The sequence below is a fragment of the Devosia sp. P1_H9 genome, assembly GCF_056405135.1.
In genome coordinates, this window is record NZ_JBFUCQ010000001.1 from 525609 (window position 1) to 541224 (window position 15616).

Here is a 15616-nt window from a genome sequence, read left to right on the forward strand (position 1 = left end):
TCTCCTGTCAGCCCTTGATACCAGCGCTCGCAAGGCCCTGCACGTAGTAGCGCTGCAGCGGCAAGAGCAGTGCGATTGGGATCAGCGCGGTGATGACCGCGACGGCAAAGAGCTGGTTCCAGATCGTCTGGTATTGCTGCTGGAAGGCGGCCATGCCGACCTGGATCACCTTGAACTGCTGGGAGGGCATGGCGAGCAGCGGCCACAGGAACGCCTCCCACTGGAAGACGAAGAGCAGCAGCCCCGCGCTGATGCAGGTGGGGATCGAAAGCGGCACGTAGATCTTGGTGAGGATATCGAGCCAGTTGGCGCCATCGAGCTTGGCGGCCTCGAGGTAGTCCTTCGGGACCTCCTTGAAGAACTGGTAGAACAGGAACACCGCAAGCCCGTTGGCGACGCTGGGGACGATCAGCGCCGCGATGTTGTCGACCCAGCCTAGCTGCAGCGTTACCGTGTAGAGCGGCAGCGCGATCGCCTCGAAGGGCAGCATGAAACTGATGATGATCAGCGTCAGAATCGCGTTCTTGCCCTTGAAGTCGAACACCGCGAAGGCAAAACCGGCCATGCCGTTGACGATCAGCCCCGCGATCATCGTGATGATGGCGACGAACATGGTGTTGGCGATGATGAGGCCGAAGCCGCGATCGAACACGCCCTGGTAGGCCTCGAGCGAGAACGGCGAGGGGATCAGCGCCTTGGCGGTGAACGGGAAGATATCGGCGAAGACCGCCGTGTTCGGCCGGAGCGAGGAGACGATGGCCCACCACAGCGGCAAGACGAAGATGAAGGCGATGGCGATGTAGGCGATGTGCCTGAGACCGAAGCCGATGCCACGGCGGAGGGCGAGGGAGGTGCCGGCCATCACTTCTTCTCCGGCTTGCCGTTGAGCAGGCGGAACTGCAGCCCTACGATGACGAGGAGGATGGCGACCACCACCACGATGATCGCCATGGCGCGGCCCATGTCGCCGAAGATGAAGCCCGACTTGTAGGCCTCGTACATCAGCACGTTGGTGCTATCGGCCGGCCCGCCCTGGGTGATCATGAAGATGGGCGCGAACAGCAGGAAGTTGATCGAGACGTCGGCGACGAGCACGAACAGCAGCGTCGGCCGGAGCAGCGGGATCGTGATGAAGAACAACCGCTGCCAGGGCTGGGCGCCGTCGATCTTGGCCGCGTCATAGATCTCGGGCGAGATGTTCTGCAGCCCGCCGATGATGAAGATCATCCAGTACGAAATGCCCTTCCATGTCGCGATGGCGATGATCGAGTAGAGCGCGAGGCTCTCCGAGGTCAGCCACGGCTGGCCGGGGATGCCGGCTATGTTGAGCAGGCCGTTGGCCAGCCCATCGGGGCTCAGCATGATCCGCCAGATGATCACCGCCGTAGGCAGCGACACCCCGATCGGGATGAGGAGCAGGATGCGGTAGAAGGTGACGCCCTTGAACTTCTGCACGTAGAGCAGCGCGAGGCCCAGCGCGAGCGCGATCTGGATCGGGTTGATCAGCAGGTTGAACCAGAGGGTGACCTGCAGCGATTTCCAGAACGTCGAGTCGGTGACGAGCGACAGGTAGTTGTCGAGCCCGACGAACACCTGGTTGCCGCGGAAGACGTTGAAGAAGCTGTCCGAGATCGCGAGCGCGATCGGATAGAGCCGGAACACGACGAGGCCGAGCAGCGCGGGGGTGAGGAGCGCCACGACAAAGAACAGGGGGGACTTGGCTCGGGTCGTCAACGGCGGTCGGTTCCTGCGATATTCGATCTCGGTTGGGTCGCCTTCTCCCCTTGGGGGAGAAGGTGCCCGAAGGGCGGATGAGGGGTCTGTCTCCGCGAACTGCATCGCCCGTCGCTCCGCTCCGGTCGCGCTACACTTAGGTGTTGCGGACCCCTCATCCGGCGCTGCGCGCCACCTTCTCCCACAAGGGAGAAGGTAGATCGGTGCGCGTTTCGCCGACTACTGCGCGACGCGCGAGGCGGCGGATTCGAACTTCTGCACGGCGCTCGTCAGAGCATCCTTCACCGGCACGCCGTTGGCGATATCGACGAAAGCGGTGCGGAACGCATCCTGCAGCTGGCCGTAGGCGGCGGTCACCGGACGGACCTTGGCGGTGTTAAGCGAGTCGTAGACACCCATGCGGAACACGTCGTTCGGGAAGGCATCGAAATCGGCCGAGTTGCTGATCTCGTCGAGCAGCGGCTTGTAGGTCGGGAGCTGGTTGAGCGCCTTGAACCAGACGCGCGTGCCCTCATCGGAGGTCGTGATGTATTTGACGAAATCGAACGATTCCGCCTGGTTGGCCGAGGCGGCGTTGACGCCGATATACCAGCTGCCGGTTGGGGTCAGCACCTTGCCGCCCTCAAAATAGGGGTACGGCGCGACACCGTAATCGACGCCGGTTGCGCTGAGGATGGGCAGGTTCCAGGTGCCGCCGGCGAACATGGCGAGCTGGCCATTGCCGAACAGCTGCGCGGCTTCGCCATAACCGAGGCTCTTGGGGCTCACTGCCCACTCATTGTAGAGATTCGACCAGTAGGTCGCGGCCTTGGTCCAGGCTTCACTGTCGAGATAGCCCTTGGCGGTGTAGCCGTCGGGCCCGATCACGTCGGTGCCCAGCGACTCGCCGAACGGCTGCAGCTGGTAGAGCTCACCGAATTGCTCGACGGTGAAGCCCCACTGGGTGGTGCGGCCATTGTCGCGCTTGGTGACCTTCTGGGCAGCATCGGCCACCTGCTCCCAGGTCCAGCGCTTGGTGGAAGCGAGTTCGTCGACCTGGGCCTGCGTCGCGGTGGCGCCAGCGGTCAGCCCCTCGGGCGCGGTGATGCCTGCGTCGGCGAAGAGCTTCTTGTTGTAGTAGAGCACCTGGGCCGAGTTGTTGACCGGCAGCGCATAGAGCGTGCCGTCGTATTTCCCCGCCTCGACCGAACCGGGCACGAGGCTGGCGGTGTCGATCGCCGGATCGATCGGCGACAGGAACCCGCGCGAGGAATAGCTCGCGACCAGCGGCGCATCGACATAGACGATATCGATGCCGGCATCCTTCGAGCGCAGGCGCAGGTCGGCGACCTGGAAGAACTGCGCGAAGGGATAGGGCTGGAGGTTGATCTTGATGTCGGGATGCGCTGCCGAATAGGCATCGACCACCGCTTGCATGGCGGTGGTGTCGCCACCCTCGATGACGATGAGGTTGAGGGTCTTCTGCTGCGCGAACGCGGTGGTGGTGAGCATGCCGGCAACGAGCCCGGCAATGGCTGCGGTCTTCCACATCTTCATGAGTGCACCTTTTCGGGAGTGACGTGCGAGGGAGAGGCATACCGGCTGGCGCCCCAGATGAGGGCCTGGGTCACCAGGTCTACGAAACGAGGAACATCGGCCTTGAGCGCGACGCCGACATTCTTGATGCGCTTGTCGTACGCGGGATCCTGCGGGCGGAAGTCGATCAGTGTCTGGCCATAGCTCTCACTGTTGGCGACGATCACTTCGCCGGGCAGCTGCTCGACTGTGAAGATCGAGGGATCGATCAGGTAGGCGATGGCGCAGGGGTCGTGCAGCGGCGCGCCCGGCTTGTCCTCACCGGCGAACGAATAATAGGTGCCGCAGTAGAACTGCATGATGTCGGCAACCGGATTGGGGCCCGCCTGCGACGCACGGACGGCGGCCACATGGTCGCGCCCGAGCAGCGTCTGATGGGTGACGTTGAGCCCGAACATTACGAGCTTGATGCCCGAGCGGAACACGATGCGCGCCGCCTCGGCGTCGGCCCAGATGTTGAACTCGGCCGCCGGCGTGATGTTGCCCTCGCCGGCCGAGCCGCCCATGAACACGATCTGCCTCAGTTTCTGCGCCATGTCGGGGCGCTTGGCCAGCACCAGCCCGAGATTGGTCATCGGACCGATGACGACTGCGGTGATCTCGCCGGGATTGGCGTCGGCGAGCGCGATGATCGCATCGACGGCGTGGGTAGGCTCGGCCTTGCCCTTCGCCGCGGGCAGGTCCGCACCAGCGCTGTCGAGCCCGCTCGGGCCGTGGAACTTGGTCGGGAACTCGTAGCGGTTGAGCAGCGGCTGCACGGCCCCGGCATAGACCGGCACATCGAGCCCGAACGCTTCGACGATGCGCAGCGCATTGTTGGTGGTGTTGGCGACGGACGCGTTGCCGCATACGCTGGTGATCGCTTCAATCTTGATGTCCGGGTGCCAGGCCGCGAGCAGGATCGCCGCCATGTCGTCATGGCCGGGGTCGCAATCGATGATGATCCGGTGGGTGGGCATAGGCTGGTCACTCGCAGATATTCGTCAAGGAAAACTGCGAGATATCGTCCGGGGACCAAGTGCCTCCCGGACAGCTCGATAAGCCCGCACATTGGGGCATTACGCTAAGATGGACGTTGCGTGACAAACAGCCTAAATTTCAGCTGTTCGATTGACTTTTCCTCAACGGTCCAATGCTGCATCTGCTCAACGCCATCCGTGCCTTCGAGGTCGCCGCCCGGCTGGGCAGCGTCAAGCGGGCGGCCGACGAGCTGCATGTGACGAGCGGTGCGATCAGCCGGCACATCAAGAACCTCGAGGACGAGTTCGGCATCTCCCTGTTCGAACGCGGTAACCGCTCGATGAAGCTGACGCCGGAGGCAGCGGCGTTCGCCGCGACGGTGACCGAGGCTTTCGCCTCGATCACGCGCGGCACCGAGCATTTGCACGCGGCGGCGACCCAATCGACCATCATGCTGACCGCGCCCGACACGTTCCTCCTCCGCTGGCTGGTACCGCGGCTGCAGAGCCTCGAGAGCGCGCTCGGCGGCAAATCAGTGCGGCTCACCACCTGGACGCGCGAAATCAACCCGGCCGATCGCTCGATCGACGTCTATGTCGGGGTCGGGCCGCTGCTCGATATCCACGGGATGACCGTGGTGCCGGTGGCGCCCGAGACGTTCGGTCCGGTGGTGAGCCCGATGCTGGTGCGTGATCGGCAGGTGACGCGCGATTTTCTGTGGAGCCTGCCACGGCTCGATATCCGCTGGCCGCCCGATATGTGGACCAACTGGGCCCGCGAGGCGGGCATCGCCCTGCCCCCGCGCGAGACCATCTGGTACGACGCGCTCTCGTTCAGCGTACAGGCGGCGGAAGCCGGCCTCGGTGTGGCCATTGGCCCCGGCCCCGCGACCTGGGATGCGCTGGCACAGGGCCGCCTGATCGCGCCACTCGGCATGGTCACCCGCCCCGGCCACTGGTTCCTCGCCTGGCGCGACGATCGCTCGAGCCGCACGATGAACGCCATCGCCCGCTGGTTCCAGCAGGAGATGGCAACGGGCATAGAACTGGAACCTGCGCCAGCGGTGGAGATCGCATAGCAAAGGGGGGGGGGGGGGGGGGGGGGGGGGGTGCACGCCGCCGACAAAGTGCGACGTAGTGAGCTCGATCGCGGTGGCGATCATCGCCGGGCTGTAGCTCACATCGACCGGGACGAGCTTGTCGCCCGCCTGGACGCGCTGCAGCATCTGCTGCATGCCGGCGCCGCCGACGATGAACATGTCGTTCTCGCGGCCGGCCTGCTTGATCGCCTCGATGGCGCCGAGCGCGATGTCGTCGTCCTGCGCCCACACCGCTTTGATGTCGGGGAAGCGGGTCAGGAAGTCCTGCATCACCTTGAAGCCGTCATCGCGGTTCCAGTTGGCGAACTCGTCGTCCAGCACCTTGATGTTGGTGCCTTCGATGCCCTTCATGAAGGCGTCGAAGCGCTGCTGGTCGATCGGGATCGGCAGGCCGCGGAGGATGACGATATTGCCGCCCTCGGGCAGCGCCTCTTTGAAGTACGCGGCCGAATTGGCGCCGAGGCCCGGATTGTCACCGGCGACGTAGAGGTTCTCAACGCCGTTGATCGACAGCTGGCGGTCGACCACGGTGACGAACTTGCCGGCGTCCTTGACCTGCTTGATGGCCGAGGTCATCGCGTCCGGATCACCCGGCAGGATGACGAGGGCATCGATATTGCGGGTCGAGACCATGTCCTCGATGTCGGCGATCTGCTTGGGCGCGTCGGGCGCCGAAGCGAAGACGAAATCGACATTGGTGTAGGTCTTCTTCAGCCGCTCGATCGCCTGCTGGGCGAAGTAGTTGACCCCGCCCGTCCAGCCATGGTCGGCCGCCGGCACCGAGACGCCGATGGTCACCTTGTCCTGCGCGAGCGCGACCCCACCCAGGCCGCCGGCGACGACCGCCGCGGCAAGAAGAGATTTCAGCAATTTCATTTAGTCCTCCCAAAAGTGCCCTTGAGCGGGCGAAGTGGATAGCGATTGGCCTAGCTGGTGCGGCGCCCCCGCTGCAGCAGCACGGCGAGAATGATGATGACGCCCTGGAACGCTCCGTTGAGGTACGGGCTGATGAAGCTCTGGAGGTTCAGGATGTTGCCGATGAGCCCGAGGATCACGACGCCAACCACCGTGCCCCAGATCCGGCCGTAGCCGCCCTTGAGCGTGGTGCCGCCGATGATCACCGCGGCGATGGCTTCGAGCTCCCAGAGGACGCCTGTCGTGCTCGAGGCCGAGCCGAGCCGCGGCACATAGAGCAGCACCGCGACGGCGACGAGCACGCCCTGCAGGATGTAGGTCAGCAGCCGGACGTTATCGACATTGATCGAGGAATAGCGCGCGACCTGCTCGCTGGAGCCGATGGCGGCGCAATAGCGGCCGAAGGCGGTGCGGCGCATAACGATCTCGCCGCCGATCGCGACGACCGCGAAGACGATGATCGGCCACGGCACGCCGAAGATGCCGTCGTAGTAGACCGGGCGGTAGACGTCAGCGACCTGGAAGTTGAGCGACAGCGTGCCACCATCGGCAAGGAAGGTAACGAGCGAGCGGAATATGCCCATGGTGCCCAGCGTCACGATAAAGGCCTCGATGCGCCCGCGGGTGATCATCAGCCCGTTGCCGACGCCCGCGCCGCCGCCGAGCAGCAGGCCCGCCCCCATGCCGACGAGGACGACGCCGACGCCAATCCCCATCGAAGGGATCAGCGAGTTCATGACGATGATCATGACGCCGGCGATCACCGCGGCCATCGAGCCCACCGACAGGTCGAGCCCGCCCGAGGTGATGACGAAGGTCGCCCCGATGGCGATGATGCCGATGAAGCTCGAACGCGCGAGAACGTTGGTGAGGTTGTTGTAGGTGAGGAAGTTCTCGTTGAGCGAGATGCCCAGGATCACCAGCAACAACAGCGCCACGAGGGGTCCGACAGTCTTCAAATCGAGGCGGAACCCCCTGGCGGGCTTCGCTGCAATATCAGGCGCTGATGCGCTCATCGTTTCCACTCTGTTTGATGCCGGCGGCGTACCGCATGATTTCTGCTTCGGTGATCTCGGCGCCCTCGAGCAGGCCCGCCATGCGACCCTCGCGCATGACCACGACGCGGTGGCTGAGCCCGATCACCTCCTGCATCTCGGACGAGATGACGATGATGGCTTTGCCCTCGGCGGCGAGCGCCGCGATGATGTGGTAGATCTGCTGCTTGGTGCCGACATCGATGCCGCGCGTCGGCTCGTCCATGATGATGATGTCGGGCTCGGATTCCATGGTCTTGCCCAGCATCAGCTTCTGCTGGTTGCCTCCTGAGAGCCGGCCGACAGCGACCGAGGGGTCACGGGCGCGGATATCGAAGCGACGCACTGCGCGCTCCAGCGCCTTGGCCTCGCTGGCGCTGTCAAGAAAGCCGGCCTTGAGGTGCTTCTTGAGCGTCAGCAGCGTGAGGTTGGGCTGCAGCCCCATGTTGAGGAGGAGGCCTTTGCCCTTGCGGTCCTTGGTCATGTAGGCGAGGCCGGCCGCCACCGACTGGGCGACACGGGTGAAATTGACCGGCTTGCCCTTGACCTCGATCTCGCCGCCCGTCCTGTGCGTGAGGCCGGCGATAGCTTCGGCGACCGCGGTGCGGCCCGAACCGATGAGGCCGGCAAAGCCGAGAATCTCGCCCTTCCTCAAATCGAACGAGATGTCCTTGACGCCCGGCGCCTTGAGCCCGCGCACCGAGAGCAGCAGCGGCGCGTCGATATCGGGTTCGTGCTTAGGCGGATAGAGGTTGGTGAGCTCGCGGCCGACCATCATCTGCGCCGCCGAATCCGGCGTCAGCGCCGTGGTGCTGACCGTGGCAATCAACTGGCCGTCGCGCAGCACGGTGACTCGCTGGGCCAGTTGCATGACCTCGTCGAGCTTGTGCGAGATGAAGATCACCGCGACGCCGCGCGCCGTGAGGCGGCGGATCTGCTCGAACAGCGTCTGCGTCTCGCCCACCGACAGCACGGCGGTCGGCTCGTCCATGATCAGCACGCGAGCATCGCGGCTAATAGCTTTCGCGATCTCGACCATCTGCTTGTCCGCGACCGAGAGCGTGCTGATCCGCGCATCGGGATCGACATGGACGTGCAGCGTTTCGAGTACCGCCCTCGCCTTCTGACGCATCTGGCGTACGTCGAGAAAGCCGAAACGGCGGATCTCGCGGCCAAGAAAGATCGAGTCGGCAACGGTCAGGTGCTCGGCGAGGTTGAGCTCCTGGTGGATGAGCACGATGCCCATTGCCTCGGCCTCGCCATTGGGTGGCAGCACGGCCGGCTTGCCGTCGTAGACCACGGTGCCCGAGGTCGGCTGCTCGATGCCCGAGAGTATCTTGATGAGGGTGGACTTGCCGGCGCCGTTCTCGCCGATGATGGCGTGAACCTCGCCGCGCTTCACATCGAAATCGACGCTGAACAGCACCGGGACGTCGTTGAACGACTTCGAGATCCGGCTGGCCGCAAGGATCGCCGGCGCGCTCGCGCCCACGGCGTTCGACATCTTGATTTGCCTCCCCTGGAAGCGGCCGGGTTATACCTCCGCTCGCTTCCGAGCCATCGATGTAAAGGTTTTCATGTATGATGTAAAGGTTTACATGGACGGGTAACTGTGTAGCCTTTGGTCGGGCCATCTGGCGCATCCCGTGCCTTCTGCTAAGGGAAGAAGGGGGACGCCTGGCCCGTTGGGTGGCGGACGGAGCACCAGGTGCAGCAACAAAAACTGGCGACGATTGAAGACGTTGCGGCGATTGCCGGGGTGTCCATCGCCACGGTCAGCCGGGCCATCAACGAGCCGACCAAGGTGGCCGACGAGACCCGCCGCAAGGTCAACGAGGCCATTGCGCAGACCGGCTACGCCGCCAACGCCATGGCGCGCTCGCTGCGCATGCGGCGCTCCAACATGATCCTGATTCTCGCCCCCGATGTCGGCGACCCGAACTTCTCCAACATCCTCGTCGGGCTCGAAACCGAGGCGAGCAAGCGTGGCTACGGGGTTCTGATCGGTAACACGCGAAACGACCCCGAGCGTGAGACCGACTACCTGCGCTTTATCAGCTCCAACCAGGCCGACGGCCTGATCCTCCTCACCGGGCACCTGCCCTTCGGCCACGGCCAGGAGGGCGCCGAAACCCGCCTGCCCCCGATGGTGGCGGTGAACGAGCCGGTGGCCAATAGCGACGTGCCATTCGTCGGCGTCGACAATTTCGAGGGTGCGAGGCTGGCGGCCGAGCACCTGATCTCGCAGGGCCATCAGCGGATCGCCTTCATCGGCCGTTCGACCAGCCGAGCGGTCAACCAGTTGCGCGAGAAAGGCTATCGCGCTGCGCTGGAGGGCGCCGGAATTACCATCGATCCGCTCATGATCCTTAATGGCGACGGCACGACCGAAAGCGGCAGGCAGGCAACCGAGCACATGTTCGTGCGCGACGTGCTGCCGACGGCGTTCCTGTGCGTCAATGACGCCACCGCGCTCGGCGTCATCATCGCCCTCACCGCACGCCGGTACGACCTACCCCGCCAGTTCTCGGTGATGGGCTTCGACGACATCTCATTCGCCAGCTTCGTTACCCCCTCCCTCACTACTATGAAGCAGCCGCGGCTCAGAATCGGCGAGGCCGCCATGGACGTTCTGCTCGGCCTGCTCGAGGGCAACCGGCCCGATCGCACTGAGCTGCTACTCCGCAGCGAGCTCGTCGTTCGCAATTCAGTGAGTCCCCCGGCCCCATAGCCGAGTACGCCCCACCCCGGAGCGGCCTCGCGGCTGCGCTCCTGTCTTCGTCTCGATCCCACCTCCTAGAGCCGACCATTGACTCTCGCGCCTTCTGGACGTAGATGACATCGGTGTCATGACATCGGTGTCACAACGATGAATGACGCGGGAGGAGCAGATGGCAACCATCTACGACGTGGCGAAAGCCGCGAAGGTGTCGCCCAAGACCGTGAGCCGTGTGCTGAACGGGGACGCGCCCGTCGGCAAGAAGACGCGCGATGCGGTCAATGCCGCGATTGCTGCGCTCGGCTACGTCCCCTCCAGCGCGGCCCGCATGATGCGGTCCAACAAATCCGGCCTGATCGGGCTGATCACCGGCGCCATCTCGGACCAGGTCGAGCCAGCGCAACCAGCCGGTCTGCCGGAACTGCTGCTGGTTCGCGGCATCCAGCAGACCATCGGCCTCACCGGCAAGACGCTGATGATCGCGGATTCCGGGGGCCGCTCCGAGCGGGCACCCGAGCTCATCAAGACCTTCCTCGAGCACCGGGTCGAAGGACTGTTCTACGTGGCCCCCTACCACCAGAACGTCCAACTGCCGCCTGTGCCCGACGATACGCCGATCGTGCTGACCAACTGCTTCGACGATGCCGGTACGCCTGCGGTGATTCCGGACGACCGGCGGGGACAGCATGACCTGGTGGCGCGGCTGATCGCAGCCGGGCACGAGCGGATCGCCTACCTGACGCTGCGCGAGGACATCGTTGCGACAGGGCTGCGCAAGGCGGGCTACCGCGAGGCGCTGGCCGAGGCGCGGCTTGCCTATGACCCGACGCTGGTACAGTGCGTTGAGATCGGCAGCCCCGAGGGCGAGACGCAAGTGCTGTGGGCGGCAATCGACCACATGCTGCGCCTGCCGCAGCCGCCCACCGTGTTCTGCTGCGGTAATGATCGCATGGCGCTCAAGGTCTACGGGATCCTGCGCTCGCGCGGCCTGCAGGTGCCGGACGAGATCTCGGTGGCCGGCTACGACAACTACCGCGTCATCGCCGAGACGCTCTATCCGCCGCTGACCACGGTGGAGCTCCCCTATACCGCCATGGGCGTGCGCGCGGCGCAGCGCCTCCTGGACCTGATCTCCGGCGAAGGCCGGGATGAGACGGGCCCCGATATCGTCGCGGGGCCGGTCTACTGGCGCAGCTCGGTGGCCGAGCGGCGCTCCCCCAATGTCTCACAGCTCAAACTCGTCAGGGAGGACTAAATGACAATGAGCAAATTCGCGATCCTAGCGGGCGTCCTGCTCTCTACGGCGCTTTCATCCGGCGCCGCCTTCGCCCAAACCACGCTCTCGATGTGGTACCACGGCGCCGGCAACGAAGTTGAATCCAAGATCGTCAACCAGATCATCACGGACTTCAACGCCAGCCAGGCCGACTGGAAGGTCGAGCTGCAGAGCTTCCCGCAGGCCGCCTATAACGACAGCGTCGTCGCCGGGGCACTGGCCGGCAACCTGCCGGACATCCTCGACGTCGACGGCCCGGTGATGCCCAACTGGGCCTGGTCCGGCTATATGCAGCCGCTCAAGATCGACGAGAGCAAGATCGCCACGTTCCTGCCCGGCACCAAGGGCGTCTGGAACGGCCAGCTCTATTCGATCGGCCTGTGGGACGCGGCGGTGGCCCTCGTCACCCGCAAGTCGATCCTCGACGAGCTCGGGCTCCGGCAGCCGGCCCTCGACCAGCCCTGGACCAAGGACGAGTTCATGGACGCCCTGGCCAAGGCCAAGGCTTCCGGCAAGTACGAGTTCGCCTTCGACCCCGGCATGGCCTGGACCGGCGAGTGGTACCCCTATGCGTTCTCGCCGTTCCTCCAGAGCTTCGGCGGCGACATCGTCGATCGCTCGACCTACAAGACCGCCGAAGGCGTGCTCAACGGCGAAGCCGCGGTGGCGTTCGGCGAATGGTGGCAGAGCCTGTTCAAGGACGGCTATGCCCAGCCGACGCAAGATCCGGCCGACCGTGACAACGGCTTTGCCGCAGGCAAGTACGCCTTCTCGTGGAACGGCAACTGGGCAGCGTTGAACACGCTCAAGCAGTTCCCGGACACCGTCTTCCTGCCCGCACCTGACTTCGGCAATGGGCCCAAGATCGGCGCGGCGTCCTGGCAGTTCGGCGTCTCGGCCAAGTCGGCCCATCCCGACGGGGCGGCCAAGTTCATCGAGTTCGCCCTGCAGGACAAGTATCTCGCGACCTTCACCGACGGCATCGGCCTGATCCCGGCCACCCCGACGGCGGCCCAGCTGACAGAGCACTACAAGGACGGCGGCGACATGGCCGTGTTCTTCGATCTCTCGGCCAAGCAGGCGCTCGTCCGTCCGGTGACCCCGGGCTACGTCGTCGCCGCCAAGGTGTTCGAAAAGGCCATTGCCGATATCGCCAACGGCGCCGAGGTCAGCGCGACGCTCGATGCCGCGGTCGACGAGATCGACGCCGACATCGCCAAGAACGGCAATTACGGCTTCTAGGGCTCAACTCCCTCTAGCCCTGGGAGGGATCCCGGCTCCGGCCGGGGTCCCACGCCGGTCCCCACGCCGGTCCCCAAGTCCTTGGCAATTCGCGAGATCAACATGGCTTCCAAGTTCACACGGTCAAATCGAGTTGGATGGCTCATGGCGGGGCCGGCGGCGTTCCTCATCGCCGTGTTCGTGGTCCTGCCGTTCATCTTCGCGATTATCCTCAGCTTCACCAACCAGCGGCTGATCTCGCCCAATCCCACCCAGTTCGTCGGCCTTGCCAACTACGAGCAGTTGCTCGGTGTCGGTCTGCTGACGCTCGAGCCCGAGCGCGACGATACGGGCGCCGTGGTGCGCAACGAGGCCGGCGCGCCAAAGTATCCGTCGCTGCGAAGCTTCACCCGCAACAATCCAGACTTCCCGCAATTCGACGGCATGCGCGAATGGTTCAGCTTCCAGCTGGGCGATAACCCCACCTATGTGCTGGCCCGCGACGTCGTGTTCATGAAGGCGATCGTCAACACCTTCATCTTCGTTCTAGTGGTCGCGCCGGTGCAGGCCGGGCTCGCGCTGGTGTTGGCGCTACTGATCAACCAGCGGCTCAAGGGCATCAACCTGTTCCGCGCCATCTATTTCATGCCGGTCGTGGTCTCGATCGTCGTCGTCTCGCTGCTCTGGCGCTTCATCTATGACGGCAGCAGTGGGCTGCTGAACAACCTGCTTGGTGCGCTGAGCTTCGGCGCCTTTCCCAAGGTCGACTGGCTCGGCAACCCCTCGACCGCGCTCGGCGCCATCATCGCCATGTCGATCTGGCAGGCGGTGGGCTTCCACATGGTGATCTGGCTGTCGGGCCTCCAGACCATCAGTCCCTCACTGTACGAGGCCGCGGCTATCGAGGGCTCGAGCAAGTGGCAGGTGTTCCGTTATGTCACCTGGCCCGGCCTCCGCAATACGGCCGTCCTGATCCTGATCGTCATCACCATGCAGGCCTTCGCGCTGTTCTCGCAGATCGACGTGATGACCGGCGGCGGGCCGCTCGACTCCACCCAGACCATCGTCTTCCAGGCGGTCGAACGCGGTTACGGCAAGCAGGACATCTCCGGTGGCTCGACCATCTCGGTGATCCTGTTCGTCATCGTATTCTCGATCTCGCTGATCCAGCGCTACCTCACCCGGGAGAAGAAGTGATGGCCACGATCGCCTCCGACAACCGCGGGCTGCGCCTCGCCGTGCGCTATGCCGTGCTGATCCTGATCGCGGTGATCTTCATCTTCCCGCTGATCTTCATGGTGGTGTCGAGTTTGAAGCCGGACCAGCAACTGCTGGGTGACACAGGCAGCCTCGCCGCGTTCCTGCCGGTGGGCGACATCTCGCTCGATAACTATTCCGACGCGTTCAAGCGGGCGCCGGTGGGGCTGTTCATCTTCAACTCGGTGCTGGTCACCGGCGTGACGGTGATCCTATCGCTGCTCATCTGCTCCGCCGCCGCCTTCGCCTTTGTGTTCGTCGACTGGCGCGGACGCGAACTGGTGCTGACGGCGATCCTCGCGACACTCATCGTACCGTTCGAGACCATCGCCATCCCGCTGCTGCTGATCGCCTCCAAGCTGCCGTGGCTCGGCCTCGACGGCCTGACCTTCGGCTGGCTCAACTCCTACCAGGTGCAGATCGTCCCCTTCATCGCGGACGGCCTCACGATCTTTCTGTTCGTGCAGTACTTCAAGGATTTGCCGGGCGAGCTGATCGAGGCCGCCCGCGTCGAAGGGGCAACCTGGTGGCAGGTCTACCGCAAGGTGGTGATGCCGCTCGCCGGCCCGGTGCTGGCAACGGCGGCGATCCTCAAATTCCTCGTAATGTACAACCAGTACCTGTGGCCGCTGATGGTGGTGCAGCAGGAGGGCTACCGGCCGGTGATGGTCGGGCTGCAGTACTTCTTCCAGCTCAACCGGGCCTGGGGCGAGATCATGGCCTACCTGTCGATGATCACCGTGCCGGTGCTCGCCTTCTACCTCTTCCTGCAACGCGCATTTATCGCCTCGATCGCCTCGACCGGCGTCAAAGGCTGACGGAGTTATTCATGGTCATTGCCCTCGAAAAGAAATGGATCTGGGACAGCTGGTACGTCCATGACGGCAGCCGTTGGCACGGGTTCTTCCTGCAGGCCGACAAGGGCCTTGGCGATCCCGATCTGCGCCATTTCAACGTGTCGCAGGGCCATGCCGTGTCGGACAACCTCATCGACTGGCAGCACCTCGGAACGAGCCTGACCCCCAGTGCCGGCCCGGCCTGGGACGATTACACCACCTGGACCGGCTCGGTGATCCGCGGCGACGATGACCTGTGGCACCTGTTCTACACCGGCACGCGCCGCGCTGAGGACGGACTCTATCAGCGTATCGGCCACGCCACCTCGACGGACCTCCACAACTGGCAGCGCGTCGGCAACGGCTTCTGCCTCGATATCGAAGGGCCGGCCGCAGCCCACTACGAGGCGCAGCACGCCATCGGCCACTGGCACGACCGCGCCATGCGCGATCCGTGGGTGATGCGCGACCCCAATGGCAAGGGCTGGCTGATGTACTTCACCGCCCGCGTTCCCGGCGTTGCCGAACCCAACGCCGGCGGCGCAATTGGCTTTGCTACCTCGGACGACTTGATGACCTGGACTTTGCAGCCACCGGTGTTCTCCGGCGGTTTCGGTCAGCTCGAAGTCCCGCAGGTCTTCCGCCAGGGGGACAAGTGGTACTGCCTGTTCTGCTGTTCGGGCCAGCAATGGTCCGAGGAATACCGGCGGTTCAACCCGCAAAGCCCGGTCACCGGCACGCACTACCTCATCGCGGACGATCCACGCGGGCCTTGGCAGATCGCGCCCGGTCCGTTCCTCGATGGCGCCGAGCCTTGCCGGCGCTACGCGGCGCGTATCGTCGACACGCCAGACGGGCTGCGGATTCTCGGCTTTGCCGACAACGGCAAGGCGCAATTTGGCGGTTACGTCATGGATCCCGAACCGGTGGTCGTCGGCGCAGACGGCCTGCTTTCGGTAGTCCCCATCAGAGACGCAGCGGAGTAGCAAC

At 64.5% G+C, this 15616-nt stretch carries 13 protein-coding genes and 1 pseudogene; 7 read left to right on the forward strand and 7 right to left on the reverse strand.

What is annotated here, in order from left to right:
- Positions 1-7: 7 nt before the first annotated feature.
- From AC1DYL_RS02675 to AC1DYL_RS02690, 4 genes are all read right to left on the reverse strand, one after another.
- On the reverse strand, positions 8-862 hold the full coding sequence (locus tag AC1DYL_RS02675) for a carbohydrate ABC transporter permease (RefSeq protein WP_477171965.1): 855 nt from the start codon (positions 860-862) through the stop codon (positions 8-10).
- Complete coding sequence (locus tag AC1DYL_RS02680) at positions 862-1734, reverse strand: carbohydrate ABC transporter permease (RefSeq protein ID WP_477171966.1); 873 nt, start codon at positions 1732-1734, stop codon at positions 862-864. Before AC1DYL_RS02680 ends, AC1DYL_RS02675 begins: the two co-directional genes overlap by 1 nt.
- A gap of 219 nt (positions 1735-1953) precedes the next feature.
- Positions 1954-3270, reverse strand: coding sequence for a sugar ABC transporter substrate-binding protein (locus AC1DYL_RS02685; RefSeq protein ID WP_477171967.1), 1317 nt, complete (start codon positions 3268-3270; stop codon positions 1954-1956).
- Positions 3267-4268, reverse strand: a complete 1002-nt coding sequence (locus AC1DYL_RS02690) for a nucleoside hydrolase (protein WP_477171968.1) — start codon at positions 4266-4268, stop codon at positions 3267-3269. The genes AC1DYL_RS02685 and AC1DYL_RS02690 overlap by 4 nt, the downstream gene beginning before the upstream one ends.
- A 173-nt stretch (positions 4269-4441) precedes the next feature.
- Between AC1DYL_RS02690 and AC1DYL_RS02695 the strand changes: the two genes are divergently transcribed.
- Positions 4442-5347 (forward strand): LysR family transcriptional regulator, encoded by a 906-nt coding sequence (locus AC1DYL_RS02695; RefSeq protein ID WP_477171969.1) that lies wholly within the window; start codon positions 4442-4444, stop codon positions 5345-5347.
- A 180-nt stretch (positions 5348-5527) separates the two neighbouring features.
- Here AC1DYL_RS02695 and AC1DYL_RS02700 read toward each other — a convergent pair.
- From AC1DYL_RS02700 to AC1DYL_RS02710, 3 genes and pseudogenes are all read right to left on the reverse strand, one after another.
- Positions 5528-6244, reverse strand: a pseudogene (locus AC1DYL_RS02700) (substrate-binding domain-containing protein); the annotation flags it as partial.
- Between the two features lie 50 nt (positions 6245-6294).
- A complete protein-coding gene (locus AC1DYL_RS02705) occupies positions 6295-7299 on the reverse strand; it encodes an ABC transporter permease (RefSeq protein WP_477171970.1) in 1005 nt (334 codons plus the stop codon).
- Positions 7280-8821 carry a sugar ABC transporter ATP-binding protein gene (locus AC1DYL_RS02710; protein ID WP_477171971.1) on the reverse strand — a complete coding sequence of 514 codons (1542 nt, stop codon included), beginning with the start codon at positions 8819-8821 and terminating at the stop codon, positions 7280-7282. Before AC1DYL_RS02710 ends, AC1DYL_RS02705 begins: the two co-directional genes overlap by 20 nt.
- A 204-nt stretch (positions 8822-9025) precedes the next feature.
- Between AC1DYL_RS02710 and AC1DYL_RS02715 the strand changes: the two genes are divergently transcribed.
- The 6 genes from AC1DYL_RS02715 to AC1DYL_RS02740 all read left to right on the forward strand — a co-directional run bounded on the left by AC1DYL_RS02715 (position 9026) and on the right by AC1DYL_RS02740 (position 15612).
- The gene (locus AC1DYL_RS02715; protein WP_477148568.1) at positions 9026-10048 is read left to right on the forward strand and encodes a LacI family DNA-binding transcriptional regulator; all 1023 of its coding nucleotides are present in this window, start codon (positions 9026-9028) and stop codon (positions 10046-10048) included.
- 160 nt (positions 10049-10208) lie between these two features.
- The gene (locus AC1DYL_RS02720) at positions 10209-11291 is read left to right on the forward strand and encodes a LacI family DNA-binding transcriptional regulator (protein WP_477148567.1); all 1083 of its coding nucleotides are present in this window, start codon (positions 10209-10211) and stop codon (positions 11289-11291) included.
- Positions 11292-12554 (forward strand): sugar ABC transporter substrate-binding protein, encoded by a 1263-nt coding sequence (locus tag AC1DYL_RS02725; protein WP_477171972.1) that lies wholly within the window; start codon positions 11292-11294, stop codon positions 12552-12554.
- A 144-nt stretch (positions 12555-12698) separates the two neighbouring features.
- Positions 12699-13730: a carbohydrate ABC transporter permease gene (locus AC1DYL_RS02730; protein ID WP_477171973.1), complete on the forward strand. Its 1032-nt coding sequence runs from the start codon at positions 12699-12701 to the stop codon at positions 13728-13730.
- Positions 13730-14608 carry a carbohydrate ABC transporter permease gene (locus AC1DYL_RS02735; RefSeq protein ID WP_477156428.1) on the forward strand — a complete coding sequence of 293 codons (879 nt, stop codon included), beginning with the start codon at positions 13730-13732 and terminating at the stop codon, positions 14606-14608. Before AC1DYL_RS02730 ends, AC1DYL_RS02735 begins: the two co-directional genes overlap by 1 nt.
- A gap of 11 nt (positions 14609-14619) precedes the next feature.
- A complete protein-coding gene (locus AC1DYL_RS02740) occupies positions 14620-15612 on the forward strand; it encodes a hypothetical protein (RefSeq protein ID WP_477171974.1) in 993 nt (330 codons plus the stop codon).
- The last annotated feature ends 4 nt before the right edge of the window (positions 15613-15616 follow it).